Origin of the sequence: Geodermatophilus obscurus (genome assembly GCF_900143215.1) — a bacterium.
GTDB lineage: Bacteria > Actinomycetota > Actinomycetes > Mycobacteriales > Geodermatophilaceae > Geodermatophilus > Geodermatophilus obscurus_A.
Window position 1 is genome coordinate 80,103 of the sequence record NZ_FRDM01000005.1, and the last position, 22,982, is coordinate 103,084.

Sequence of the window (22,982 nt, forward strand, 5' to 3'; positions counted from 1 at the left end):
GATCATGCCCACGGTCGGGACATCCGAAGCACGGCAGGGGTGTGGTGTCCGTCCACGGGTAGGGGGGCTCCATGGAGTCCACTGCCAGGGGCCGCGTCGTCCTCGTCACCGGCGGCAGCGCCGGCATCGGCCGCAGCACCGTCACCCGGCTCGCCCGCGACGGTGCGCGGGTGGTGACCTGCGCCCGCGGCGGCGACCGGCTCGAGCACGCCGTCGCCGGGCTGCCCGGGGTCAGCCCGGTGGTGGCCGACGTCGCCGACGCAGCTGACCGGGCGCGACTGCTCGACCGCGTCCTCGACGAGCACGGCCGGCTCGACGCCGTCGTCCTCAACGCCGGCCTGGGCTGGGCCGGGCTGGTCGAGGACATGCCCGGCGACGCCGTGGAGCGGCTGATCGGGCTCAACCTGACCGGCGTCGTGGAGCTCACCCGGATCGCGCTGCCACACCTGCTCGACGCGGCCGCCCGGCGCGGGCGGGCCGACGTCGTGACCGTCGCCTCCGCCGCGGCGTGGTCGCAGGTGCCGCCGCTGACCGTCTACTCGGCGACGAAGGCCGGGGTGCACGGCTTCGTCAAGGGGCTGCGGCGGGAGGTGACCGCCCGCGGGGTGCGGGTGCACACGGTCAACCCCGGACCGGTGTCCACCGAGTGGCTGGCCCGCGGGCACGGCTCCCCGCCGGCGTCGGACGCCGACGCCCGCGGCCGGCTCTCCCCGGGTGTGCGACCCGACCGGGTGGCCGGCCAGATCGCCGGCTGCCTGACCTCGCCGTGGTCCCGCACGGTCGCCGTCCCCCGGTGGATGGGGCTGGCCCGGCTGGGCGAGGTGCCGCCGGTGGACCGGGTGCTGGACCTGGTGCTCTCCCGGCAGGCCGACCGGATCCGCCGGGTCGCCGCACGGATGGTCGAGGAGCGCACCGGCTGACCCGGCCCCGACCTTGACGCCGGGCTCCGGCCCCGCGACGGTGAGCTGCTCGTCCGGCCGAGGGGCCGACACGCGACGTTCATCTCCGACTACATACAGTCGGGTCGTGCCGGAACCATCCGGTCCGTCCCCCTGGGAGCACCGATGCGACCCACCGTCCGCCGCGCCACCGTCGCGGCCGCCGTGACGACCACCGTCGCCGGCCTCGCCGTGGCCGCCGCGACCTCCGCTGCCGCTGCGCCGGGACGATCCGGCGACGCCCCGCACGGGGGCGGCCCCGTCGACGTGCAGCTGCTCGCCCTCAACGACTTCCACGGCGCCCTCGAGCCGCCGAGCGGGTCCAGCGGCCAGATCCGCACCGGGACCAACCCGGACGGCACGCCGGTCACCGTGCCGGCCGGTGGCTCCGCGTACCTGGCCACCCAGCTGGCCCAGCTCGCCGAGCAGCAGGAGGAGGACAACACGATCACCGTCGCCGCCGGCGACCTGATCGGTGCCTCGCCGCTGCTGTCGGCCGCGTTCCACGACGAGCCCACCATCGAGGCGCTCGGCCTGGCCGGGCTGGACTACGCCAGCGTCGGCAACCACGAGTTCGACGAGGGCGCCGACGAGCTGCTGCGCATCCAGGACGGCGGCTGCCACCCGGTCGACGGGTGCGTCGGGGAGCTGGAGTACGACGGCGCGGACTTCCGGTACCTGTCGGCCAACGCCTTCTGGACCGAGAGCGGCGAGCCGCTGCTCGACCCCTACGCCGTCCACGAGGTGGACGGGGTCGAGATCGGCTTCATCGGCATGACCCTCGAGGGCACGGCCGACATCGTCACCCAGCAGGGCGTCGCGGGGCTCGACTTCGCCGACGAGGTGGAGACGACCAACCGGTACGCCGCCGAGCTGCAGGCCCGGGGCGTCGAGGCCATCGTCGTGCTGCTGCACGAGGGCGGTGCCCAAACCGGCGAGAACGCCTGGGACGTCGACGGCTGCACCGGCCTGACCGGGCCGATCGTCGACATCGCCAACTGGATGACCGACGCCGTCGACGTCGTCGTCAGCGGGCACACCCACCAGGCCTACAACTGCCGCATCGACCACAAGCTCGTCACCAGCGCGAGCTCCAACGGCCGCCTCGTCACCGACATCGACCTGCGGGTGAACCGGCAGACCGGGGACGTCATCGGGGCCACCGCCGACAACACCGTCGTCACCCGGGACCTGGCCGCGGACCCGGCGCAGACCGAGCTGATCGCCCGCTACCGCACCGCCCTGGGCCCGATCGCCAACGAGGTCGTCGGTAGCGCCACGGCCGACATCACCCGTACCGCCGACGACACCGGCGAGACGCCGCTGGGCAACCTCATCGCCGACGCGCAGCTGGCCGACACGCGGGACGAGCAGGCCGTCGGGGCCTTCATGAACCCGGGCGGGGTCCGCGCCGACCTGGGTGCGGGGGACATCACGTACGAGGAGGCCTTCACCGTCCAGCCGTTCGCGAACACGCTGGTGACGCTGGACCTGACCGGCGCCCAGCTCGACTGCCTGCTCGAGCAGCAGTACGTGGTCGAGCGGGTGCTGCAGCCCTCGGCGACGATCCGGTACACGGTGGCCTCGGGTGCCGCGGCGGGCACGGCGGCCGACCCCTGCTCGGGCCAGCGGGTCGACGGCCTGACCGTCGACGGCACCCCCGTCGACCCGGCCGCGGTCTACCGGGTCACGGTCAACGGCTTCCTCGCCGACGGTGGGGACGGCTTCACGGTGCTGCGGGAGGGCACGAACCGGGTGACCACCTCGATCGACCTGGACGCCTTCGTCGCCTACCTCGGCGCGAACTCGCCGGTCGCACCGCCGGCCACCGACCGGATCACGGCCGGCTGAGAAAGGACCCCCCTGCCCCCCGCCACTCGCAGGCTCGCGGCGGGACCCTGCAGGGAGGCCGACGGCGGCGGCTCCCCTCGCGGGAGCCGCCGCCGTGGCGTTTCGGGACGTGGGCCCGCGGGGCAGGCGGAGGGCGTCCGTGCACCCGATCGGGAGGACGTCGAGACCGTGCGTCGTCTCCGCGCCACTGCTGCCGCCGCCCCACTCCTCGCAGTCACCGCCTGCACGTCCCCGGCCACCGGGCCGGCGTCCCAGGCGGTCGCCGTCTCGCCCGCCGCACAGGCCGCCGCCGTGGCGCAGCCGCCGGACCGCACCGGCTCCTGCACCAGCCCGGCCGGCTACCGGGTCGAGTACCCGGCCGACTGGTCGACCAACGAGGCCGGGTGCTGCCCGCCTGCAGCTGGTTCGGGCCCGGCGAGGTCGTCGTCCCCGAGGCCTCCGACGTGCGGACGGCGCCGGTGACCCTGCAGGTCGTCGACGGCCCCCTGACCGAGGTCGCCGTGCCGGTGCCCGACGAGGTGACGCGGACCGAGCTGCAGGTCGGTGGCCGGCAGGCGGTGCGCACCCGGCAGGTGACGACCCTCGGCCTGCACCCGGAGGGCAACCGGATCACGACCTGGGCGCTCGACCTCGACGGCCGCACCCTGCTGGCCGACGCCGTGGAGCTGCCCGGCGGGGACCACGAACGGGCGGTCGCCGTCCTCGACGCGATGGTCGGGACCCTGGAGACCGCCACTGCCTGACCCCGCGCGGGCTGCTTGTCATCGTCCACGACGCGCTGTTCCCTCTTCGTGACAGACCTCGTGCACAGTGCTCGGCACACCGTGCGGGGGACGAGGAGGGGCGGATGGACTTCCTGCAGCCGTCGTCGTGGGACGACGCGCTCGCGGTCCGGGCCGAGCGGCCCGACGCACTGCCGATCGCCGGCGGCACCGACGTCATGGTCGAGCTCAACTTCGACCGCCGCCGTCCCGGGGCGCTGCTGGACCTCACCCGGATCCCGGAGCTGCGGGAGTGGTCGGTCGCCGACGAGGTCGTCCGGCTCGGCGCCGGTGTCCCCTACGCCCGGGTGATCACCGAGCTCGGGAACCGGCTGCCCGGGCTGGCGATGGCCGCGCGGACCGTGGGCTCGCCGCAGATCCGGGTGCGCGGGACGGTGGGCGGCAACCTCGGGTCGGCCTCCCCGGCCGGGGACGCGCACCCGCCGCTGCTCGCGGCCGGCGCCGAGGTGGAGGTGGCCTCCGCGGCCCGCGGCACCCGCCGGATCCCGGTCGCCGAGTTCTTCACCGGCGTGAAGCGCAACGCCCTCGAGCCCGACGAGCTGATCGCCGCCGTCCACGTGCGCACCGCCCGAGGGCCGCAGCAGTTCTGCAAGGTCGGCACCCGCAACGCGATGGTCATCTCGGTGTCGGCGTTCGCCCTCGCGCTGCACCCCGACCGGCAGGCCGTGGGCACCGGCATCGGGTCGGCCGCACCCACCCCGCGCCGCGCTGCCGAGGCCGAGGAGTTCCTCGCCGGCGAGCTCGACTGGGCCACCCGGGGTCCGCTGCCCGAGGGCCTGGCGCGGGCCTTCGGCGAGCGGGTGGCCGCCGCGGCCGCACCCATCGACGACGTCCGGGGGACGGCGGCCTACCGCCGGCACTCGCTCACGGTGCTGGCCCGCCGCGCCGTCACCTGGGCCTGGGACGACCTGAGGAGGGCCGCCTGATGCGCGTCACCACCACCGTCAACGGCACCGAGCGCACCGCGGACGACGTCTGGCCGGGGGAGAGCCTGCTGCACCTGCTCCGCGAGCGGCTGGGCCTGCCCGGCGCGAAGAACGCCTGCGAGCAGGGGGAGTGCGGCTCCTGCACCGTCTATCTCGACGGCGAGCCGGTGTGCGCCTGCCTCGTCGCCGCCGGCCAGGCCATCGGCCGGAAGGTCACCACCGTCGAGGGGCTGGCCGCCGGGCAGGCGCTGCACCCGGTGCAGGAGGCCTTCGTCGAGGCCGGCGCCGTCCAGTGCGGCTTCTGCACCCCGGGGCTGGTCGTCGCCGCGCACGACCTGCTGGCCCGGGTGCCCGAGCCGTCGGACCCGGAGATCCGCGAGGCGCTGGCCGGCAACCTGTGCCGCTGCACCGGCTACGAGAAGATCCTCGACGCGGTCCGGCTGGCCGCGCGGCGGCAGGCCGCCCGATGACCACCACGCAGGCCGCGGCCCGCACCACCGGCCGCATCGGCGACAACGCGCAGCGCCCCGACGGCACGCTCAAGGTCACCGGCGAGTTCGCCTACGCCAGCGACCTCTGGCACGACGACATGGTCTGGGGCGTCACGCTGCGCAGCCCGCACCCGCACGCCCGCATCCGGCGGATCGACGTCACCGAGGCGCTCACCGTGCCCGGCGTCAGCGCCGTCCTCACCGCCGACGACGTTCCGGGCGAGAACGCCTTCGGCCTCGAGCACGCCGACCAGCCGGTGCTGGCCGGGGAGTTCGTCCGCTACGAGGGCGAGCCGGTGGCGCTGGTCGCCGCGGACCACCCGGAGACCGCCCGCCGGGCGGCGGGGCGCATCCGCGTCGACTACGAGGTGCTGCCCGCCCTCACCGACGCCCGCCGGGCCCTCGACGACGACGCCCCGCAGGTGCACCCCGGCGGCAACCTGGTGCGCCACCTGCGGCTGCGCCGCGGCGATCCCGCGCCCACCGCACCGGTCGTGGTCAGCCTCGACTTCGAGGTCGGCATGCAGGACCAGGCGTTCCTCGGGCCGGAGTCCGGGCTCGCCGTCCCGGCCGAGGACGGCGGCGTCGACCTCTACGTCGCCACCCAGTGGCTGCACGTCGACCAGCGCCAGGTCTGCCTGGCCCTCGGCATGCCGCCCGAGAAGGTGCGGCTGACCCTCGCCGGCGTCGGCGGCGCGTTCGGCGGCCGCGAGGACCTCTCCGTGCACGTGCACGCCTGCCTGCTGGCGCTGCGCACGGGCCGGCCGGTGAAGATGAGCTACGGCCGGGAGGAGTCCTTCTACGGCCACGTGCACCGGCACCCGGCGACGATGACCTACGAGTTCGGCGCCGAGCGCGACGGCACCCTGGTCTACGCGCGGGCGCACGTGCTGCTCGACGGCGGCGCCTACGCCTCCTCGACCGCCGCGGTCGTCGGCAACGCCGGGCTGCTCGGCCTGGGGCCGTACCGCTTCCCGTCGGTGGCGGTCGACGCCTTCGGGGTGTTCACCCACAACCCGCCGTGCGGCGCGATGCGCGGCTTCGGCTGCGTGCAGGCCGCGTTCGCGCACGAGGCGCTGATGGACGAGCTCGCCGCCGCGGTCGGGGTCGACCCGGTGGAGATCCGCCGGCGCAACGGCGTGCAGGAGGGCGACCGCACCATCACCGGCCAGGTCATCGACTCCGCCGCCCCGGTCGCCGAGCTGCTGCAGCGGGTGGCCGACCTGCCGCTGCCCCCGCCGCTGCCCGGGCACCCGGATCTGCGCGACCTGCCCGGCGCGGTCGGCAACACCACCCACGGCGAGGGCGTGCGCCGCGGCGTCGGCTACTCGGTCACCTACAAGAACGTCGGCTTCTCCGAGGGCTTCGACGACTACTCCACCGCGCGGGTGCGGCTGCAGGTGACCGGCGGCGAGGCGGTGGCCACCGTGCACACCGCCGCGGCCGAGGTCGGCCAGGGGCTGGTCACCGTGCAGCAGCAGATCGCCCGCACCGAGCTCGGCGTGGAGCGGGTGGTCGTCGTCCCGGCCGACACCGCGGTCGGCTCGGCCGGGTCGACGTCGGCGTCCCGGCAGACCTACGTCACCGGCGGGGCGGTCAAGGCCGCCTGCGAGGCGGTGCGGACGGCGGTGCTGCAGCGGGCCGCGGTCGCGCTCGGCCGGCCGGTCGCCGGGCTGGCGCTGGACGGGGACAAGGTCCTCGGCGCCGGCGGGGAGGTGCTCGCCGGGCTGGCCGACGTCCTCGGTGACGACGCCGTCGAGGAGACCGTGGAGTGGCGGCACCGGCCCACCCACGCCGTCGACCCGGAGACCGGCCAGGGCGACGCGCACGTGCAGTTCGCCTTCTCCGCGCACCGCGCGGTGGTCGACGTCGACGTCGAACTCGGCCTGGTCAAGGTGGTCGCCCTGGACACCGCCCAGGACGTGGGGAAGGCGATCAACCCCGACGCCGTCGTCGGCCAGATCCACGGCGGATCGGCGCAGGGCATGGGGCTGGCGCTGATGGAGGAGGTGGTGGTCACCGACGGCCACGTGCGCAACCCGTCGTTCACCGACTACCTGTTGCCGACGATCCTCGACGTGCCGCCGATGCAGGTGCAGGTGCTCGAGTACGCCGACCCGCACGCGCCCTACGGCGTCCGCGGGGTGGGGGAGCCGCCGACCATCTCCTCCGGCCCGGCGGTCGCCGCCGCGGTGCGGGCCGCGTGCGGGAAGCCGCTGCGCCGGGTGCCCATCCGCCCGGAGCACGTCACCGGGACCCAGCCGACGGCGATCCCCCCGAGGAGCGACCGGCCGTGACCGCCACCGTGGACGTCCCGGTCCCGACCCTGGTCGGGGAGAGCGTCGTCGTCGAGCCGGACGCCGTCCGGATCCTGGACCGCCGCGTCTTCCCCTTCGAACGGACCTGGGTGACGTGCCGCAGCTGCGAGGACGTGGCCAGGGCGATCGAGGAGATGGTCACCCAGAGCCTCGGCCCGCTGTTCGCGGCCGCGGGCGGGATGACGCTCGCTGCCCGGGAGGCCGACCGGCTCCCGACGGCACGGGCGCGACGGGAGTTCCTGACCGGAGCCGGCCGCCGGCTGGTGGCCACGCGGCCCACGAACAACGGCATCCGGGACGTCGTGGCCGAGCTGCTGGCGGTCGCGTCCGCCACCGCGGACGCCGGCGACCCGCCGGGAGCGGCCGTCGAGCGGGCCGCCCGGGCGGTCGCGGAGCGGCACCGGGCCGGCCACCGGCGCCTCGGCGAGCACGCCGCCGCGTTGATCCCGGACGGCGCCACGGTCCTCACCCACTGCTGGGCGGAGTCCTACCTCACCGAGACCGTCGCGGCGGTGCTGCGCTCGGGCAAGCGCATCGACGCCGTGTGCACCGAGACCCGGCCCTACCTGCAGGGCGCCCGCCTGACGGCGGAGAGCCTGGCGGAGATGGGCATCCCCACGCGGCTGGTCACCGACGGCATGCCCGCGCACCTCATGAGCCGGGGGGACGTCACCGCCTTCGTGACCGGCGCCGACCGCGTCGCCCTGGACGGCTCCGTGGTGAACAAGATCGGCACCCTGCAGATCGCGGTCGCCGCGCACACCTTCGGGGTGCCGTACCTGGCGCTCGTCCAGGCCCCGGACCGGCAGGCGCCGGACGCGTCCGCCGTCGAGCTCGAGGACCGCGACGGGCGCGAGGTGCTGCAGTGCCTCGGCCGCCGCACGGCGTCCCGACTCGTCACCGGCGTCTACCCGGCCTTCGACGTGACCCCGCCGCGGTTCGTCAGCGTCGTGGTCACCGACCGCGGGCGGTTCGCGCCGTCCGACGTGGCCTCCTACTTCTCGGCGTGAGGGCGCCCACGACCCGCGAGGAGGCGGTCGACCAGCTCGTCGAGGTGGGCCGGCTGGCGGTCGAGCGCGGGCTGGTGCTGGCCGGCGGCGGCAACCTCTCCGCCCGGCTGCCGGGGGAGGGCGAGTTCGTGGTGACCGCGGCCGGCACCTGGCTGGACCGGCTGACCCCCGCGGACTTCAGCGTGGTGACCCTGGACGGCGAGGTCACCGCCGGTGCCGAGCGGCCGTCCAGCGAGTGGAAGCTCCACCAGCGCACCTACCGCGCCCGCCTCGACGTGAACGCCGTCGTGCACCTGCACCCGCAGCACGCCGTCCTGGTCGACGCCCTCGGCCACCGGATCCGGCTGATCACCCTGGACCACGTCAGCTACGTGCGGTCGGTCGGCACGGTCCCGTACTCGCCGAACGGCTCCGACGAGCTCGCCGACGGTGCCGCCGAGCAGGCGCGGCAGCACGACTGCATCGTGCTGTCCCACCACGGCTGCTCGGCGCTGGGGCCGGACGTCGGCATGGCCTTCCGGCGGGCGCTGAACCTGGAGGAGGCGGCCACGGCCACCTACCGTGCCCTGCTGCTCGGCGACACGGGCTGCACCTTCCCGCCGGCGGGCCTCGCCGGCCTGCACTCCGACCTCCCGTGACCGAACTACCGGCTGAGCGCCTGCTCGAGGTGGTCGCGCAGGACGACGGCGTTGTTGTGCTCGCGGTCCCGGGCGGCGTAGAGCAGGACGACGTCGCCCGCGGCAGCGGCGGCCCGCAGCGGCGCCCAGGTCTCGGGGGAGGCGTCGAGCTCGGCGACGTACCGGCGGCGGAACTCCGCCCACCGGGCCGGGTCGTGGCCGAACCACCGGCGCAGCTCGTCGCTGGGAGCGGCGTCGCGCAGCCACCCGTCCAGGGCCAGGGCGTCCCGGGGTACCCCCCGCGGCCACAGCCGGTCGACGAGGAACCGGGCCCCGGGAACGCCGGGGTCCAGCTCGTGGACCCGCACGATCCGGATCACGGAAGCGCCCGGAGCGGTCAGCCGCGGACGGCGTCGAGGTAGTCGGGGTAGCCGGCGACGACGTCCTCGATCTCGACGATGTCGGGGAAGTCGGCCGCCTCCTGGTGGCCGAGGAGGAAGCGGACGGTCCGGCGGACCAGCTCCTCGTCGTCCACCGCCAGGCCGAGCTCCTCGCGGAGCCCGGGGCTGAGCCGGAACCAGGACTCCGTCTGCTCGCCGCCGCCGTCGCCGCGCAGCCGCACGACGAACTCGGACTCGCCCTGTGCCTCGATCTCGAAGGGGTCGCTCATGTGCGTCGCGTACCCCGTCGCGGGGCCGGCGCACCGCGACGGGGTGGGCGCTGCGACACACCGCGCCGGGGGCCAGGCTCGGGGGATGACCGACACCTCCGGACCGCCGTTCCGCGCCGACCACGTCGGCAGTCTCCTGCGCCCGCAGCGCCTGCTCGACGCCCGCGCGCGCTCCGCCGCCGGGGAGATCGACGCGGCCGAGCTGCGGAGCATCGAGGACGAGGCGATCGCCGACGTCGTCCGGCTGCAGGCGGACGTCGGCCTGCGGACCGCCACCGACGGCGAGTTCCGCCGCGCCTCCTGGCACATGGACTTCATCTACGCCATCGACGGCATCAGCAAGGTGGCCGGCGAGGACATCGTCGTCCACTTCAGGAACGCCGACGGGACGATCGACTTCACGCCGGCCGGGCTGCACGTCGACGGGCCGCTGTCGATCGACGAGCCGATCTTCGGCGCGGACTTCGCGTACCTGCGGGGACAGGTCGCGGCGACGCAGACGGCGAAGCTCACGATCCCGTCGCCGTCGATGGTCCACTACCGCGGCGGTGCCGCGGCGATCGACCCGGCCGTCTACCCCGACGAGGACGCCTTCTGGAACGCGCTGTCGGCGGCCTACGCCCAGCAGGTGCGCGGCATCGCCGCGCAGGGCTGCACCTACCTGCAGCTGGACGACACCAGCCTGGCCTACCTCAACGACCCGGTGCAGCGCGCCGAGCTGGCCGCGCAGGGGCGCGACGCGGAGCACCAGCACGAGCGCTACATCCGGCAGATCAACGCCGCGCTGGCCGGCCGCCCGGAGGGGCTGACCGTCACCACGCACCTGTGCCGCGGCAACTTCCGCTCCTCCTGGGTGGCCGAGGGCGGCTACGACTTCGTCGCGGAGGCGCTGTTCGGCGGCCTGGAGGTCGACGGGTTCTTCCTGGAGTACGACGACGCCCGCTCCGGTGGGTTCGAGCCGCTGCGCTTCGTGCCGCCGGGCAAGCGCGTCGTCCTGGGCCTGGTCACCACCAAGCGCCCGGAGCTGGAGAGCAGGGACGACCTCAAGCGGCGCATCGACGAGGCCGCCCGCTACGTGCCGCTGGAGCAGCTGGCGCTGTCCCCGCAGTGCGGGTTCTCCTCGACCGTGGAGGGCAACGCGCTCACCCGGGAAGAGCAGGTCGCCAAGCTGGCGCTCGTCGTCGAGACCGCCGCGGAGGTGTGGGGGGAAGCGGGTCCCTGATCACAGGCGGGTCACGACCCGCGCCCGCCGTCCGCCCCTCCTGGTGGACCGGACCGGGGACTTGGCATGCTCCCTGCGTTCACAGGACAGCGTCGTCCGGGCGTTGTCCCGCACGTAGGGAGGGCGGACGTGTCCACCACAGTCAGCAGGAACGACGCCGGCGGGCCGGCTCCCGGAGGAGCCGGCCGCCGACGCCCATCCGTGCGCACGGTGCTCGTCTGGAGCGCGGTGGCGGTGGTCGGCGCGGTCGCCTGGACCGTCCTGGCCCTGGCGCGCGGGGAGACGGTCTCGGCCCTCTGGATCCTGTTCGCCGCGCTGTCCTCCTACGCCATCGCCTACCGCTTCTACGCGCGGTTCATCGCTCGACGGGTGCTCCAGGTCGACGACCGGCGGGCCACCCCGGCCGAGCGGCTGCACAACGGCATCGACTTCGACGTCACCGACCGGCGCGTGCTCTTCGGGCACCACTTCGCCGCCATCGCCGGGGCCGGCCCGCTGGTCGGGCCGGTGCTCGCCGCGCAGATGGGCTACCTGCCCGGCACCATCTGGATCATCGTCGGCGTCATCTTCGCCGGTGCGGTGCAGGACATGACCGTGCTGTTCTTCTCGATGCGCCGCAACGGCAAGAGCCTCGGCCAGATGGTCCGCGAGGAGATCGGGATCGTCGGTGGCATCGCGGCGCTCATCGCCGTCTTCGCCATCATGATCATCATCCTGGCCGTGCTCGCGCTGATCGTGGTCAACGCGCTCGCCGAGTCGCCGTGGGGCGTGTTCTCCATCGCGCTGACCATCCCGATCGCCCTGTTCATGGGCGTCTACCTGCGCACCCTCCGTCCAGGACGCGTCCTCGAGGCCACCGCCATCGGCGTCGTCCTGCTGCTGGCCGCGGTCATCGGCGGCGGCCTGATCGACGACACCGGGCTCGGCGAGGCGCTGACCCTCTCCAAGGAGACGCTGGTCATCGCGCTCGTCGTCTACGGGTTCGTCGCCTCGGTGCTGCCGGTGTGGCTGCTGCTCACCCCGCGCGACTACCTGTCGACGTTCATGAAGGTCGGCGTCATCGTCCTGCTCGCCATCGGCCTGCTGCTGGCCCGGCCGGTGCTGCAGGCCGACGCGGTCAGCGAGTTCGCCCGGGAGGGCACCGGCCCGGTCTTCGCCGGGTCACTGTTCCCGTTCGTCTTCATCACCATCGCCTGCGGCGCGCTGTCGGGCTTCCACGCCCTGATCTCCTCGGGGACGACGCCGAAGATGGTGGCCAAGGAGAGCCAGGTCCGCCTCATCGGCTACGGCGGCATGCTGATGGAGTCCTTCGTCGCCATCAGCGCCCTGATCGCGGCGGTGGTCATCGACCAGGGGCTCTACTTCGCCATGAACGCGCCTGCCGGCGTCACCGGCGGCACGGCGGAGAGCGCCGCCGCCTACGTCAACGGGCTGGGTTTCGACACCACGGCGCAGGACCTGGCCGCGGCCTCCGCGGCGATCCAGGAGCCGAGCCTGGTCTCCCGCACCGGTGGCGCGCCCACCCTCGCCGTCGGCATCGCCCAGATCCTGTCCGACGCGTTCGGCTCCGGGATGGCGGCCTTCTGGTACCACTTCGCGATCATGTTCGAGGCGCTGTTCATCCTCACCGCCGTCGACGCCGGCACCCGCGTGGGCCGGTTCATGCTCCAGGACACGATCGGCAACGTCTGGAAGCGCTTCGGCGACCTGGCCTGGCGTCCCGGCAACATCATGGCCAGCGCCGCGGTGGTCGCGCTGTGGGGCTACATCCTCTACGTCGGGGTCACCGACCCCCTCGGTGGCGTCAACCAGCTCTTCCCGCTGTTCGGCATCGCCAACCAGCTGCTGGCCGCCATCGCCCTGACCCTGGTCACGGTGCTGCTGATCAAGCACGGCAAGGCGAAGTACGCCTGGGTCACCGGGATCCCGCTGGCCTGGGACCTCATCGTCACGATGACGGCGAGCTGGCAGAAGGTGTTCTCGGCCGACCCGAGGGTCGGCTACTTCGCGCAGCGGCAGCGGTACGCCGACGCGCAGGCGGCAGGGGAGCTCCTGGCACCGGCGCAGGACGCCGACCAGATGGGTCGGATCATCTACAACTCGACCCTGAACGGCGTGCTGCAGGCCGTCTTCGCGCTCCTGGTCCTCGTGGTGGTGGTGAACGCCGTCGTCGTGATCGCCCGGGCGCTCCGGGCCCGCGGCCCGGTGCCGACCACCGAGGAGCCGGCGGTGCCGTCGTCGATCGTCGAGCCCTCCGGCCTGTTCGCGACCGCGGAGGAGAAGCGCGCCCTGGCCGAGCAGGAGCGGCTGGTCGGCGCGGGCACGCGGGGCCACGGCACCTTCACGGAGGAGGGTCCGTCGCGGTGACCGAGGGGAACGCCACCGCCGTCCGGTCAGCTGTCACCCGGGCTCTGAGAGGGGTGCACTGGTACCTCAAGGAGCTCACCGGAGAGGCGCGGTGGGACGACTACCTGCGGCACTGCGCCGAGCACGGGCACGAGCCGATGGGCCGGCGGGAGTTCGAGCGGCGCCGCGCCGACGAGCGGGAGCGCAACCCGGTCAGCCGCTGCTGCTGAGGCGCCACGACCGCGGCCCCGGGCCCCTGCAGAGGGGATCGGGGCCGCGGGCCGTCCACGACGACCCCGGGCTCGCCCGTCACGGGAGACCCGCGGCGTCACACCCGTGTGCGGGGCGGTCCGGCCGGCGTCCCTGGCTGCCGAGGTCGAGGGCACGTAGCCGTGGCCCCGCGGGCCCGTCCGAGAGGGAGCACCCGTGTCCGTGCCGTCGTCGCCCCACCGTCGCGATCGCCGCACCGGGATCCGCACCGGCATGTCCCTGCTCGCCAGCGCGGCCGCCGACCTCGGGGTCGGTGCCCCGCCGGAGGTCCGCGTGCTGCGGGACGGCCGGCTCTGGCTCACCGAGCTCGGGACGGCGGTGACCGCGGCCGACGTCTACCAGGCCGCCCGCGGGCTCGTCGCCGCCCAGCTCGACGCCATCGCCGACGTCTCGGGCCGTCCGGTGGAGGACCACGCGCTCGCCTGGCTGGTGACCCTGCAGACCAACGAGGTCGTGGTCGGTCTCGACGACCTCGACCTGGAGGGCGACGCGGCCTGACAAAGGACCACCCTTCCCCCCACGCCTCGCAGGCTCGGCGCGGGTCCCTGAAGGGCGGCCGTTCCAGCACCGCACCAGGCTCGCGGCGGGACCCTGCAGGGAGGCCGCCCCTTCCCCCCACGCCTCGGGGAAGGACCCCGTTCTCCCACCCCTCGCAAGCTCGGGGCGGCGCCCTGAACGGTGCCGGCGGACCCCTGGAGGGTGGCCGCAGTCCTCGTCGGCGGGGCTCAGCCGGCCGCGGGCGCGGGCTCGGGCCGGGGCTCCGCCGCAGGACCCTGCTCGTCCCGCCGCCGCAGGAAGACCCCGCGCAGCGCCAGCGCGGCGGCCGGCGGCAGGACGGCCAGCGTGGGCAGCACGTAGCGGAAGTCGAACGAGGCGGTCGCCGCGGGCCCCACCATCAGGGTGAGCCCGATCAGCGCCAGCAGCGCCGGGTCCAGCCGGTCCCGCCACCCACGCCGGCGCAGGAAGAGCGCACCGAGGCCGACCAGCACGCACACGCCCAGCAGCGGGCCGGGGGTGTAGAAGTAGCGCTGGTACGAGCGCAGGTCGCCGACCATCTCCTCGTCGTAGCCGTACGGGCCGGGAGCGAGCACCGGCGTGCAGTCGTACTGCTCGACCGGCTCGGGGTAGGGGAACGCCCACCACGTCGGGCAGGTGTCCTGCGGGCCGGAGACCCGGCCGGGCTCGACGTAGTGCACGGTCTCGGAGAGCAGCTGGCGCAGGTAGTCCCACGGCTGGCCCTTGATCGCGATCGTGGCGAACTCCGCGAGGTCCTCCTCCGACCACACCCGCTCGCCGTCCACCACGGCGTTGGCCGGGCTGTCGGCGAACCAGACGAACTGGTCGCCGGGGCGGCGTTCCTCGGGCGGCAGGTCCGGGCACAGCGGTCGCAGCCGCTCGGGCACCTCCAGCTCCTCGCACTGGACGAAGGTGGCGACCCGCCCGTAGAGGAAGTGGCCGGTGTAGTCGGTGAGGCCGAACGAGCCGTGCACGCTGCCGAACCAGACCGCGTAGGGCACCAGCACCGCCGCGACGCCGCCGAGGAACGCGACGACCGCCGGCCAGCGCAGCGTCCGGACCAGCAGCCGCACGACCAGGTAGACGAACACGACGCCGACGAGGAAGAGGCCCACCGTGCGGGTGAGCGTCAGCAGGCCCAGGACGATGCCGACCGTCGCGGTCAGCAGCGGCCCCGGGCGCTCGCGCGCGAGCAGGAGCACCACCGCGACGGTCATGAGGAACATGAACAGCGTCTCGGCCAGGACGAAGTGCTCGATGTTCAGCAGGTAGGCGTCGAAGCCGAGGGGGACCACGGCCAGCAGGCTGACCCAGCGCGCGACGCCGCGGCGCTGCAGCAGGACGTAGACCAGCACCACCATCGCCAGCCCGAGGACGTGCTGGACGACGGCCACCTCGCGGTACGTCGTCACCGGGTTGAGCAGGGCGAGGAAGGCCGAGTAGCCCCACGGCCGGTCGACGGCGGGCTCGGCCCACGCCGCGCGGTCCACGTAGGTGCCCGAGTCCGGGAACCACAGGGCCGTCGAGTACGCCGCGGTGACGTAGGCTCGGGCGACGGCCGCCAGGGCGAGCAGCACGAGGAAGGCGAGGTGCCGGCGGGCCAGCCGCAGGGCGCGAGCGCCCGGGCCCAGGCGGGCGGAGGTCCCGGCCCCGGACGCGGAGGCACCCGCCGCCGGCCCGGCGCCCTCGAGGCGCTCGGGCCGGCGGCGGGCGCCGGGTACCTGGGTCACGCTGCCGTCGGGCGCGGACTCCCGTGGTCGTCCGCCGTGGCGTCCGAGCGCTTCGACGAGACCTCCTCGTGGTAGTCCTCTTCCACGTTGACGTCCCAGATGTCGTGTTTCGTGCCGTCGGCGATGTTCTGCACGGTCAGCATCGCCGTCATCATCGAGTGGTCCTGGTTGTTGTAGCGGAACATGCCGTTGCGCCCGACCGGGTGCAGGTTCGGCGTGTTCGCCCCCATCCAGCGCCGGATGACCTCGACGTTGTCCTTGTACCCGGCGTCGTAGAACGGGTAGGCCTTCGGCATCCGGACGACGAAGCCGCGCTCGACGTCGGCGGCCTTGGCCAGCCCGAGCTGCTCCAGCTCGCGGGCACCCTGGGCGATGAGGTCCTCGTCGGACCGGTTCCAGGTGTCGTCGCCGACGTTGACGAAGAACTCCAGGCCCAGGCAGGTGCGCCCGTCCTTGACCAGGTACGGCGACCAGGAGCCGAAGTTCTGGATCCGGCCGACCTGGACGTCGGGGGAGTGGATGTAGATCCAGTTGTCCGGGAAGCCGGCCTCGACCGGGAGGACCAGCGCCACGGTGAGGAAGTCGCGGTACTTCAGGCCGTCGGCCGCCGCGAGCACCTCCGCCGGGGGCTTGGGGTCCAGGGCGTGCACCAGCGAGGAGAACGGCATCGAGCTGATGACGTGGTCGGCCTCGTAGTGCTTCTCGGCCCCGATGTCGGTCCGGGTCGCGTCGGGAGCGCCCGCACCGGAGCCGTAGCCGCCGGTGACCTCCGTGGTCAGGCCGGTGACCCCGCGACCGGGCTCCCAGTGCACGGTGCGGACCTTCTCCTCCATGACCACGGTGCCACCGCGCTCCTGCACCTTGCGTGCCGCGGTCTCCCACATCATCCCGGGCCCGTACTTGGGGTACTGGAACTCCTCGATGAGGGAGGTGATCTCCTTCTGGTTGCGCTTGGGGGTCAGCGCGTTGATCACCGCACCGGTCAGCGACAGGTTCTTGATCCGCTGCGCGGCGAAGTCGGCCGGCAGCTGGTCGACGGGAACGCCCCAGAGCTTCTCGTTGTAGGTCTTGAAGAAGTGCTCGTAGAGGCGCTTGCCGAACCGGGCGACGATCCAGCCCTCGAGGGTGTCCTGGTTCTTCGGTGGGCGTACCCGCGCCCAGAGGTAGGACGCCACGCAGCGCACCGCCTCGACCGGGCCGAGGTTGCCCAGGGCGTTGCCGGCCTTGAGCGGGTAGTCGTAGAGCTTGCCGTCGTAGAAGATGCGGCTCATCCGCGGCCGGAGCAGGAATTCCTCGTCGGGGAGGATCTCGTGCCAGAGCGCCTCGACCTCGGGGACCTTGGTGAAGAAGCGGTGGCCGCCGATGTCGAAGCGCCAGCCCTCCCGCTCGGCGGTGCGGCTGATCCCGCCCACCATCGAGTCACCCTCCAGCACGGTGACCGGCACCTGGCGACGGACCAACTCGTAGGCGGCCGTCAGCCCGGCGGGGCCGGCGCCGATCACGGCCACACTGGTGCGGTTGCCGTCGGTGGTCATGGAGTCTCGCCTTCTCGCTGTTGGACCCGCGGCGACGGGGTCCGGACGACTCGGATCGTCCCGGACGACCTCGTCCTGGAGATTGACACATCGAACTGCACGGTACCGGGGGTCGCTGCCGGGCGGCCGGGCCGCCTCGGATCGCGGACGCACCCCGGCCCCCGTCCTCGCGGGGAGGAAGAGGGCCGCGCAGGTCAGATGTCGTGGTACATCGCAGACCTTCCCGAGACCGTCGACCCTGATCGGCTGTCGACGGTGTTGATCATGTGGTGCGCCTCGCCGGCGCACCCTTGAGCGCTCACTCGGCTTCGGCCACGTACATGGTGTTCCCGTCGAGGTCCCAGAACTCGAACATCAACGGTGCTGTGGGCCAGTCGAGGAGGTCACCGACCCTCAGTCCGAGGTCGACGAGGCGGGCATGCGCCGCACGAGCATCGGGGGTGATGAAGCGGATGCCGGTGTCGATGCCGGTGGGCAGTGCGTCGGTCGTCGCGATCACGCTCAGCGTGGTGCCTCCACCAGGTGGAGCCATGCCGATCCAGCGGAAGTCGACATCGACGTCCCCGTCGAAGCGGGTCTCGAAACCGAGTTCCTCGAAGAGCCGCTTCGTGGCGTCCTGATCCGACACTGCGATGGCGACGGTCGAGATCCCCGTGAGCGTGGGTGCCTGCGTGGTCATGAAAGGTAGACGAGCGGGGAGCGCAGGGTTCATCGGAGCCACTCCGTTCCGGCCGCCATCACCCACGCCCACCGGGGGTCACTTCCCGTGGGCGTCGGTCAGACGGTCCGTCGAGCGGGCGGCCGGAGGCCGAGGAGGTGGCTGAGCTGCCGAGTGAGCAGCCCTGCGAGCGAACGGACTGGGACACGACTGAGACGCGAGAGGGGCCCGACCTGGGCTCTGCCCGGTCAGGCCCCTCTGGGGACTCAGATGTCGTAGTACATCGCGAACTCGCCCCGCGTGATTGGTCACCCGCGGCTGTCAATGGATATCGCGGTTGACCTACACTCTTGTGTTGGCCAGCATCGGCCGAGGATGGTCCGGGCTGAGCGTCTTGGGGACTGGATGGGGACTGGATGGGGACTGGCGGCAGGCTCCCCGGTGACGGCGCGGTGCGCGGTTGGCTGCCTTGACCCATGGCTGCGGAACGGAATCCGGCTCCCACGTCGGCACGCCCGCGGTATCGGCGACGCGCGTCCCACCCGATCAGCGTGCCGGCTGTCTCGGTCGCGGGAAGGGCGCTTCGCGCCCCTTCGGGATCGGCCTGCGGCCGACCCTTCCCTCGACCAGCGCCAGCCGGATCGGGCGGGTTGTGGGAAGCGCAGGGGAGTGTGGACGGCGGGCCGCTCCGTCAGGCTGGCTGCACCACTACAACCACCACCGGCCCCACACCGCCCTCGGCAACCTCCCACCCATCACCCGATGCACCAACCTCCCCGGTCAGTACATCTAGCCGAGTGGGCCGCAGGGACCGGTTCGTGCGCGCCGTCAATTCTTGATGCGACCTGTTTCGTACGCCCACATGGCGATCTCTACGCGGTTCCGGGCGTGGAGCTTTCGCATGAGGCTGGCGAGGTGGGCTTTGACGGTGCTTGGGGTGATGTAGAGCTCGCTGGCGATCTCATTGTTGGTGCGGCCTTGGGCCACAGGCACGAGGACTTCCTCCTCGCGGGCGGTGAGCGGTTCTGTCGGCTGCCTCGGTGGTGAGGTCTGTGCGTGGGCGAACGCTGCGAGCAGTCGGACAGTCACGCTCGGTGCGATCAGTGCGTCTCCGTCGGCGGCGGCGTGGATGGCCTGGGTCAGCAGGGCGGGTCCGGCGTCCTTGAGCAGGAACCCGCGGGCGCCGGCTTTGAGCGCCCCGTGGACGTACTCGTCGAGGTCGAAGGTGGTGATGACCACGATCGGCAGGGGGTCGGTGACGTCGGGGCCGGCGAGGCGTCGGGTGGCCTCGATGCCGTCCATCAGCGGCATTCGGATGTCGAACAGGCCGACGTCGGGGCGCAGCTGGAGCGCCAGGCGGACTGCCTCGCGCCCGTCGGCGGCCGCGCCGACCACTTCGATGTCGGGTTGGGCGTCGAGCAGCATCGTCAGCCCGGTGCGCACGATGGGCTGGTCGTCGGCGATGAGGACCCTGATGCTCATCGTGGCGTCCCGGTTCGGGGCAGGACCGCCTCCACCCGCCAGCCCCGCTCGGCGGCGGGGCCTGCGTGGAAGGTGCCGCCGAGCAGTGAGGCGCGTTCCCGCATGCCCACCAGTCCGTAGCCCGCTGGGGCGCGGCCGCCAGCGGCGGAGCCGTCGTCGTCGATGGTCAGCCGTACCCGGTCGGCGTCGCCTGTGACGGCGACGGTGACCTGGGTCGCGTGGCGGGCGTGCCGTCGAGCGTTGGTGATGGACTCCTGGGCCAGGCGGTAGATCGCGGCCCCGACCGCCGGGCTGAGGTCGTCGAACTCGCCGGAGAGCGTCACCTCGACGCAGGGACGCGCCTGGCCATCGGTGGCGAGCTGCTCGACCTCGGCCACGCCGGGCTGCGGCGCGAACTCGGTGTCCTGTGAGGCGCGGAGCACGCCGACGATGGCGCGCAGCTCGGTGAGGGTGCGGGTCGCTGCGTCCTCGATGACGGCCAGGGCCTCGATGGCACGCTCGGGCTGGGAGGCCGCGATGGCACGTCCTGCTTGGGCCTGGATGGCGATGCCGGAGACGTGGTGGGCGACGGTGTCGTGGAGTTCACGAGCGAGCTGTTCGCGTTCGCGGGCCTTGGCGTGGTCGATGTCGCGGATGCGGATCTTCGTCCGATAGCGGATCGCGGCGCCGAGCGCGGCGGCGAACAGGAAGAACCCGTACCCTGCGACCGCCTCCGACAGGCTCATGTGGTCGGCTACGTGGGTGATGGGCAGCCAGAGCAGGATGACGCCGAGGCCGCTTGCGGCTTCCCGACCGGAGCCCCACCGGAACAGGGCGTAGGCCAGGATCAGCGCCGCGGACATGCTGGACAGCAGAGCGCCTTGCGACCCGGTGAGGATTCTGACGATGTCGAGGATCGTCAACGTGCCGAAGGAGACCGCAACCGCGACGAGCGGGTGCGTGCGTCGCCACAGCAGGGGGCCGAGGACCGCGAGCACATAGAGCAGCAGCAGCGGGCGCGGCGCCAGGTTCGCCGACGTCCAGGCGGCCTGGCGAAGCACCACTTCCACCAGGGACCAGCAGACCAGTGCTGCGACCAAGGCCCAGTCCCGCGGCCCCCGGTCCGGGGCATTCGTGGGTCGAGGTTCGGCCCACAGCGCGTGGAGTGCATTGGTGGCCATCTGATCAGCCTAGGCAGCCCGCGTGCTCGGGGTATCGGCCGAAGGTACAAGAACTCGGCTGTGCCAACGGCCAGGTCGAATCAGGCTCCGGGGCTGATGTGTCCGCCGCCAGCATCCGTGAAGGTGGATGCCCCCACCCGATCAAGCCAAGGAGCATTGTGATGAGAACGCCTCAATCCCACACCGCACGAGAGAATCCGGCATCGCGCAGCGCGCTGGAAGATCGGCGCATGCCCGTGCAGGCCAAACTCGCAGCAGCATGGACCAGCGTCATGTTCCTGTACGCCTACGTGGACATTATCGCCTTCTTCAAGCCAGGCGTCATCGATGACATCCTCGCCGGCAAGGTCTGGGAGTTCGACGTCAGCCAGACGCTGTTGACCACCTTCCTCGCGCTCATGGCGATCCCGATCCTCATGGTCGTGCTGTCGATGACGCTGCCCGCCCGGGCGAACCGCATCACGAACCTCATCGTGGCTTCGGTACAGGTCCCCTACGCGGCATTCAACGTGCTGGGCGAGTCCTGGACGTACTTCTACGGCCTTGGCGTCGTACTGGAAGTGATCCTTCTCGCCCTCATTTTGCGGTACGCCTGGACCTGGCCACGCCGCACCGCATCGCCGGCGACCCTGGCAGCCAGCCTCGACAGCGAGCCACTCCGCACGCCGCAGCAGGCGTGACTGCCCGCCCCAGGGCCCGACCATCCTTCGCTCGCCCCACCCGCGGGCACGGTCACCTGTCTCAGCGTTCGCTGTTGAGCACTCCGTCCCACCCCATCCCCCAGAACGGTCCCGGTCATGATCGAGGCGCACGAGCTCACCAAGCGCTACGGCGACACCACCGCCGTGCACTCCCTCAGCTTCACGATCGCGCCCGGGACCGTCACGGGGTTCCTCGGCCCGAACGGCGCCGGCAAGTCCACGACCATGCGCATGATCATGGGACTGGACCGGCCGACGTCGGGCACCGTCACCGTCAACGGCAAGCCCTACCGGCAGCACCGTGCCCCGCTACGCGAGGTCGGCGCCCCGCTGGAGGCAAGCGCCGTGCACCCCGGCCGCAGCGCCCGCTCACCCCTGCGCTCCATGGCCGCCACCCACAACATCAAGGTCTCCCGGGTCAGCGAGGTCATCGAGATGACCGGCCTGGCCGGGGTAGCGACGAAGCGCGTCGGAGGGTTCTCCCTCGGCATGGGCCAGCGCCTGGGCATCGCCGCCGCCCTCCTAGGCGACCCCGGGACGCTCATCCTCGACGAGCCGGTCAACGGGCTCGACCCCGAGGGCGTGCAGTGGGTCCGCCAGCTCGTGCGTGCCCTTGCGACCTCGGCCGATCACCAGGAGACGGTCGGCGGTCTGGGACATCTCGCTCATCAGGTGCGAGGAGAGGAAGACGGTTCGTCCTTCGGCGGCCACGCGAACGCGTCACCCCTCGTACCCGACTGAGGAGCCGCGCTGCCCGTACGCGCGGCCTCGAACGTCTCCCAGCGACACCGCTGACGACCGTGGCAACGGCTCGCTGATGACCGAACCCGGGCACTGAGCCCGACCGAAACCCTCTGCTTGCGGGGTCGCCCAGCATCCCCGCCTAGGGCCACCGACCCCACTCCCGGCCTCGACCCGATGCTCCGCCGAATACCGCACCGAGCCAGTCCGCCCACCCTCACCAGGAGTCGTCATGACCCGTGCCGCCACCACCGCCCCACCGGCGACGCAGATCTCCGGTCAGCCCTATCGCCTCACCGCCGTCCTCGCGCTTCTCGGTGCCGGGCTGCTCGGGGTCGGGACTTCGCTGCATCCGGCGGACGCTAACCCTGGGGTGCCGGCCGCCGCCTTCTCCGAGTATGCGGCCGACGGCCGCGCGGGGTGGGTCACCGCCCACCTGCTGCAGTTCGGCGGCGTAGCCAGCATGACGCTGGCGATGGTCCTGCTGGCCCGGGCGGTGGCCGGACCCGGGGGAGCGGCCTGGGCCCGGGTGACTGCGGTGTGCGCCACAGCGGGCTTCGCCACCGCGGCCGTCCTCCAGGCGGTCGACGGCGTGGCGCTCAAGGCCATGGTGGATCTCTGGTCCAGCGCCTCGGACGACCGCCCGACACTGTTCGCGGCGACCCTGGCCGTTCGTCAGGTCGAGATCGGGCTTGACGCCCTGCTCGCGCTGGTGCTCGCCGCGGCCTTCCTCAGCCTCGGCGTCGCTCTGCTCACCGCCCCCGCGCGGAGCCGGGGGCTGGGCGGCCTGGCCCTCGCCACCGCAGCCGCGGCCGCGGCCAACGGCCTCGCGCTGGCCCTCGGCGGCTTCTCCAACACCGCGATGCTCGCCACCACAGCCAGCGGGCTGCTAGGGCTCGCCTTCCTGCTCACCGCTGCAGTCTGGAGCTGGCGCCGGGCGGCGACCCGACAGGAATGAGCCCTCGGCCGGCCCGCCTGGGTCAGGCTGCGTCACCGGAACCGACTACGGCGACGTTCG

22 protein-coding genes and 1 pseudogene are annotated in these 22,982 nt (G+C 73.0%); 16 read left to right on the plus strand and 7 right to left on the minus strand.

The features are described 5' to 3' along the window. The first annotated feature begins 71 nt into the window (after positions 1 to 71). From BUB17_RS07075 to BUB17_RS07110, 8 genes are all read left to right on the plus strand, one after another. A complete protein-coding gene (locus tag BUB17_RS07075; protein WP_072915562.1) occupies positions 72 to 920 on the plus strand; it encodes an SDR family oxidoreductase in 849 nt (282 codons plus the stop codon). 144 nt (positions 921 to 1,064) lie between these two features. After that, a complete protein-coding gene (locus BUB17_RS07080) occupies positions 1,065 to 2,789 on the plus strand; it encodes a bifunctional metallophosphatase/5'-nucleotidase (protein ID WP_072915565.1) in 1,725 nt (574 codons plus the stop codon). 383 nt (positions 2,790 to 3,172) lie between these two features. Then, the gene (locus BUB17_RS07085; RefSeq protein ID WP_072915568.1) at positions 3,173 to 3,532 is read left to right on the plus strand and encodes a hypothetical protein; all 360 of its coding nucleotides are present in this window, start codon (positions 3,173 to 3,175) and stop codon (positions 3,530 to 3,532) included. Between the two features lie 104 nt (positions 3,533 to 3,636). After that, positions 3,637 to 4,497 (plus strand): FAD binding domain-containing protein, encoded by an 861-nt coding sequence (locus BUB17_RS07090; RefSeq protein WP_072915570.1) that lies wholly within the window; start codon positions 3,637 to 3,639, stop codon positions 4,495 to 4,497. Further along, entirely contained in the window at positions 4,497 to 4,967 is a 471-nt protein-coding gene (locus BUB17_RS07095; RefSeq protein ID WP_072915573.1) for a (2Fe-2S)-binding protein, read from the plus strand. The genes BUB17_RS07090 and BUB17_RS07095 overlap by 1 nt, the downstream gene beginning before the upstream one ends. Further along, the gene (gene pucD, locus BUB17_RS07100; RefSeq protein WP_072915576.1) at positions 4,964 to 7,285 is read left to right on the plus strand and encodes a xanthine dehydrogenase subunit D; all 2,322 of its coding nucleotides are present in this window, start codon (positions 4,964 to 4,966) and stop codon (positions 7,283 to 7,285) included. Before BUB17_RS07095 ends, pucD begins: the two co-directional genes overlap by 4 nt. Then, entirely contained in the window at positions 7,282 to 8,316 is a 1,035-nt protein-coding gene (locus tag BUB17_RS07105) for a s-methyl-5-thioribose-1-phosphate isomerase (protein ID WP_072915578.1), read from the plus strand. Before pucD ends, BUB17_RS07105 begins: the two co-directional genes overlap by 4 nt. Next, positions 8,313 to 8,954 (plus strand): class II aldolase/adducin family protein, encoded by a 642-nt coding sequence (locus BUB17_RS07110; protein WP_072915581.1) that lies wholly within the window; start codon positions 8,313 to 8,315, stop codon positions 8,952 to 8,954. Before BUB17_RS07105 ends, BUB17_RS07110 begins: the two co-directional genes overlap by 4 nt. A gap of 5 nt (positions 8,955 to 8,959) precedes the next feature. Here the strand turns inward: BUB17_RS07110 and BUB17_RS07115 are convergent, their stop codons facing one another. Further along, the gene (locus BUB17_RS07115; protein ID WP_072915584.1) at positions 8,960 to 9,313 is read right to left on the minus strand and encodes a DUF488 domain-containing protein; all 354 of its coding nucleotides are present in this window, start codon (positions 9,311 to 9,313) and stop codon (positions 8,960 to 8,962) included. A gap of 17 nt (positions 9,314 to 9,330) precedes the next feature. After that, the gene (locus BUB17_RS07120; RefSeq protein ID WP_072915586.1) at positions 9,331 to 9,603 is read right to left on the minus strand and encodes a hypothetical protein; all 273 of its coding nucleotides are present in this window, start codon (positions 9,601 to 9,603) and stop codon (positions 9,331 to 9,333) included. Between the two features lie 85 nt (positions 9,604 to 9,688). Here BUB17_RS07120 and BUB17_RS07125 point away from each other — a divergent pair, with 85 nt between their 5' ends. From BUB17_RS07125 to BUB17_RS07140, 4 genes are all read left to right on the plus strand, one after another. After that, positions 9,689 to 10,825 carry a 5-methyltetrahydropteroyltriglutamate--homocysteine S-methyltransferase gene (locus BUB17_RS07125; protein WP_072915982.1) on the plus strand — a complete coding sequence of 379 codons (1,137 nt, stop codon included), beginning with the start codon at positions 9,689 to 9,691 and terminating at the stop codon, positions 10,823 to 10,825. 129 nt (positions 10,826 to 10,954) lie between these two features. Next, entirely contained in the window at positions 10,955 to 13,192 is a 2,238-nt protein-coding gene (locus tag BUB17_RS07130; protein ID WP_072915589.1) for a carbon starvation CstA family protein, read from the plus strand. Continuing rightward, the gene (locus tag BUB17_RS07135) at positions 13,189 to 13,401 is read left to right on the plus strand and encodes a CstA-like transporter-associated (seleno)protein (protein ID WP_072915591.1); all 213 of its coding nucleotides are present in this window, start codon (positions 13,189 to 13,191) and stop codon (positions 13,399 to 13,401) included. The genes BUB17_RS07130 and BUB17_RS07135 overlap by 4 nt, the downstream gene beginning before the upstream one ends. 253 nt (positions 13,402 to 13,654) lie before the next feature. Further along, a complete protein-coding gene (locus BUB17_RS07140) occupies positions 13,655 to 13,939 on the plus strand; it encodes a hypothetical protein (protein ID WP_244277004.1) in 285 nt (94 codons plus the stop codon). 227 nt (positions 13,940 to 14,166) lie between these two features. On the opposite strand, the gene BUB17_RS07145 is transcribed toward BUB17_RS07140, so the two are convergent. The 3 genes from BUB17_RS07145 to BUB17_RS07155 form a co-directional block, all read right to left on the minus strand. Further along, positions 14,167 to 15,687 carry a phospholipid carrier-dependent glycosyltransferase gene (locus BUB17_RS07145; RefSeq protein ID WP_072915597.1) on the minus strand — a complete coding sequence of 507 codons (1,521 nt, stop codon included), beginning with the start codon at positions 15,685 to 15,687 and terminating at the stop codon, positions 14,167 to 14,169. After that, positions 15,684 to 17,222 (minus strand): NAD(P)/FAD-dependent oxidoreductase, encoded by a 1,539-nt coding sequence (locus BUB17_RS07150; protein WP_072915599.1) that lies wholly within the window; start codon positions 17,220 to 17,222, stop codon positions 15,684 to 15,686. Before BUB17_RS07150 ends, BUB17_RS07145 begins: the two co-directional genes overlap by 4 nt. Positions 17,223 to 17,520: 298 nt before the next feature. Further along, entirely contained in the window at positions 17,521 to 17,934 is a 414-nt protein-coding gene (locus BUB17_RS07155; protein ID WP_208983332.1) for a VOC family protein, read from the minus strand. 643 nt (positions 17,935 to 18,577) lie between these two features. On the opposite strand from BUB17_RS07155, the pseudogene BUB17_RS26005 reads away from it, so the two are divergent. Continuing rightward, positions 18,578 to 18,673, plus strand: a pseudogene (locus tag BUB17_RS26005) (integrase core domain-containing protein); the annotation flags it as partial. Between the two features lie 35 nt (positions 18,674 to 18,708). On the opposite strand, the gene BUB17_RS07165 reads toward BUB17_RS26005, so the two are convergent. Both BUB17_RS07165 and BUB17_RS07170 read right to left on the minus strand, forming a co-directional pair. Beyond that, entirely contained in the window at positions 18,709 to 19,362 is a 654-nt protein-coding gene (locus tag BUB17_RS07165; protein ID WP_072915606.1) for a response regulator, read from the minus strand. After that, positions 19,359 to 20,441 carry a sensor histidine kinase gene (locus BUB17_RS07170; protein WP_244277006.1) on the minus strand — a complete coding sequence of 361 codons (1,083 nt, stop codon included), beginning with the start codon at positions 20,439 to 20,441 and terminating at the stop codon, positions 19,359 to 19,361. The genes BUB17_RS07165 and BUB17_RS07170 overlap by 4 nt, the downstream gene beginning before the upstream one ends. A 311-nt stretch (positions 20,442 to 20,752) precedes the next feature. Here BUB17_RS07170 and BUB17_RS07175 point away from each other — a divergent pair, with 311 nt between their 5' ends. The 3 genes from BUB17_RS07175 (at position 20,753) to BUB17_RS07185 (ending at position 22,922) form a co-directional block, all read left to right on the plus strand. Beyond that, positions 20,753 to 21,202 carry a DUF6326 family protein gene (locus BUB17_RS07175; RefSeq protein WP_244277008.1) on the plus strand — a complete coding sequence of 150 codons (450 nt, stop codon included), beginning with the start codon at positions 20,753 to 20,755 and terminating at the stop codon, positions 21,200 to 21,202. A 117-nt stretch (positions 21,203 to 21,319) separates the two neighbouring features. Next, the gene (locus BUB17_RS07180) at positions 21,320 to 21,964 is read left to right on the plus strand and encodes an ABC transporter ATP-binding protein (RefSeq protein ID WP_432416380.1); all 645 of its coding nucleotides are present in this window, start codon (positions 21,320 to 21,322) and stop codon (positions 21,962 to 21,964) included. Between the two features lie 232 nt (positions 21,965 to 22,196). Next, entirely contained in the window at positions 22,197 to 22,922 is a 726-nt protein-coding gene (locus tag BUB17_RS07185) for a hypothetical protein (RefSeq protein ID WP_072915614.1), read from the plus strand. Positions 22,923 to 22,982: the final 60 nt, after the last annotated feature.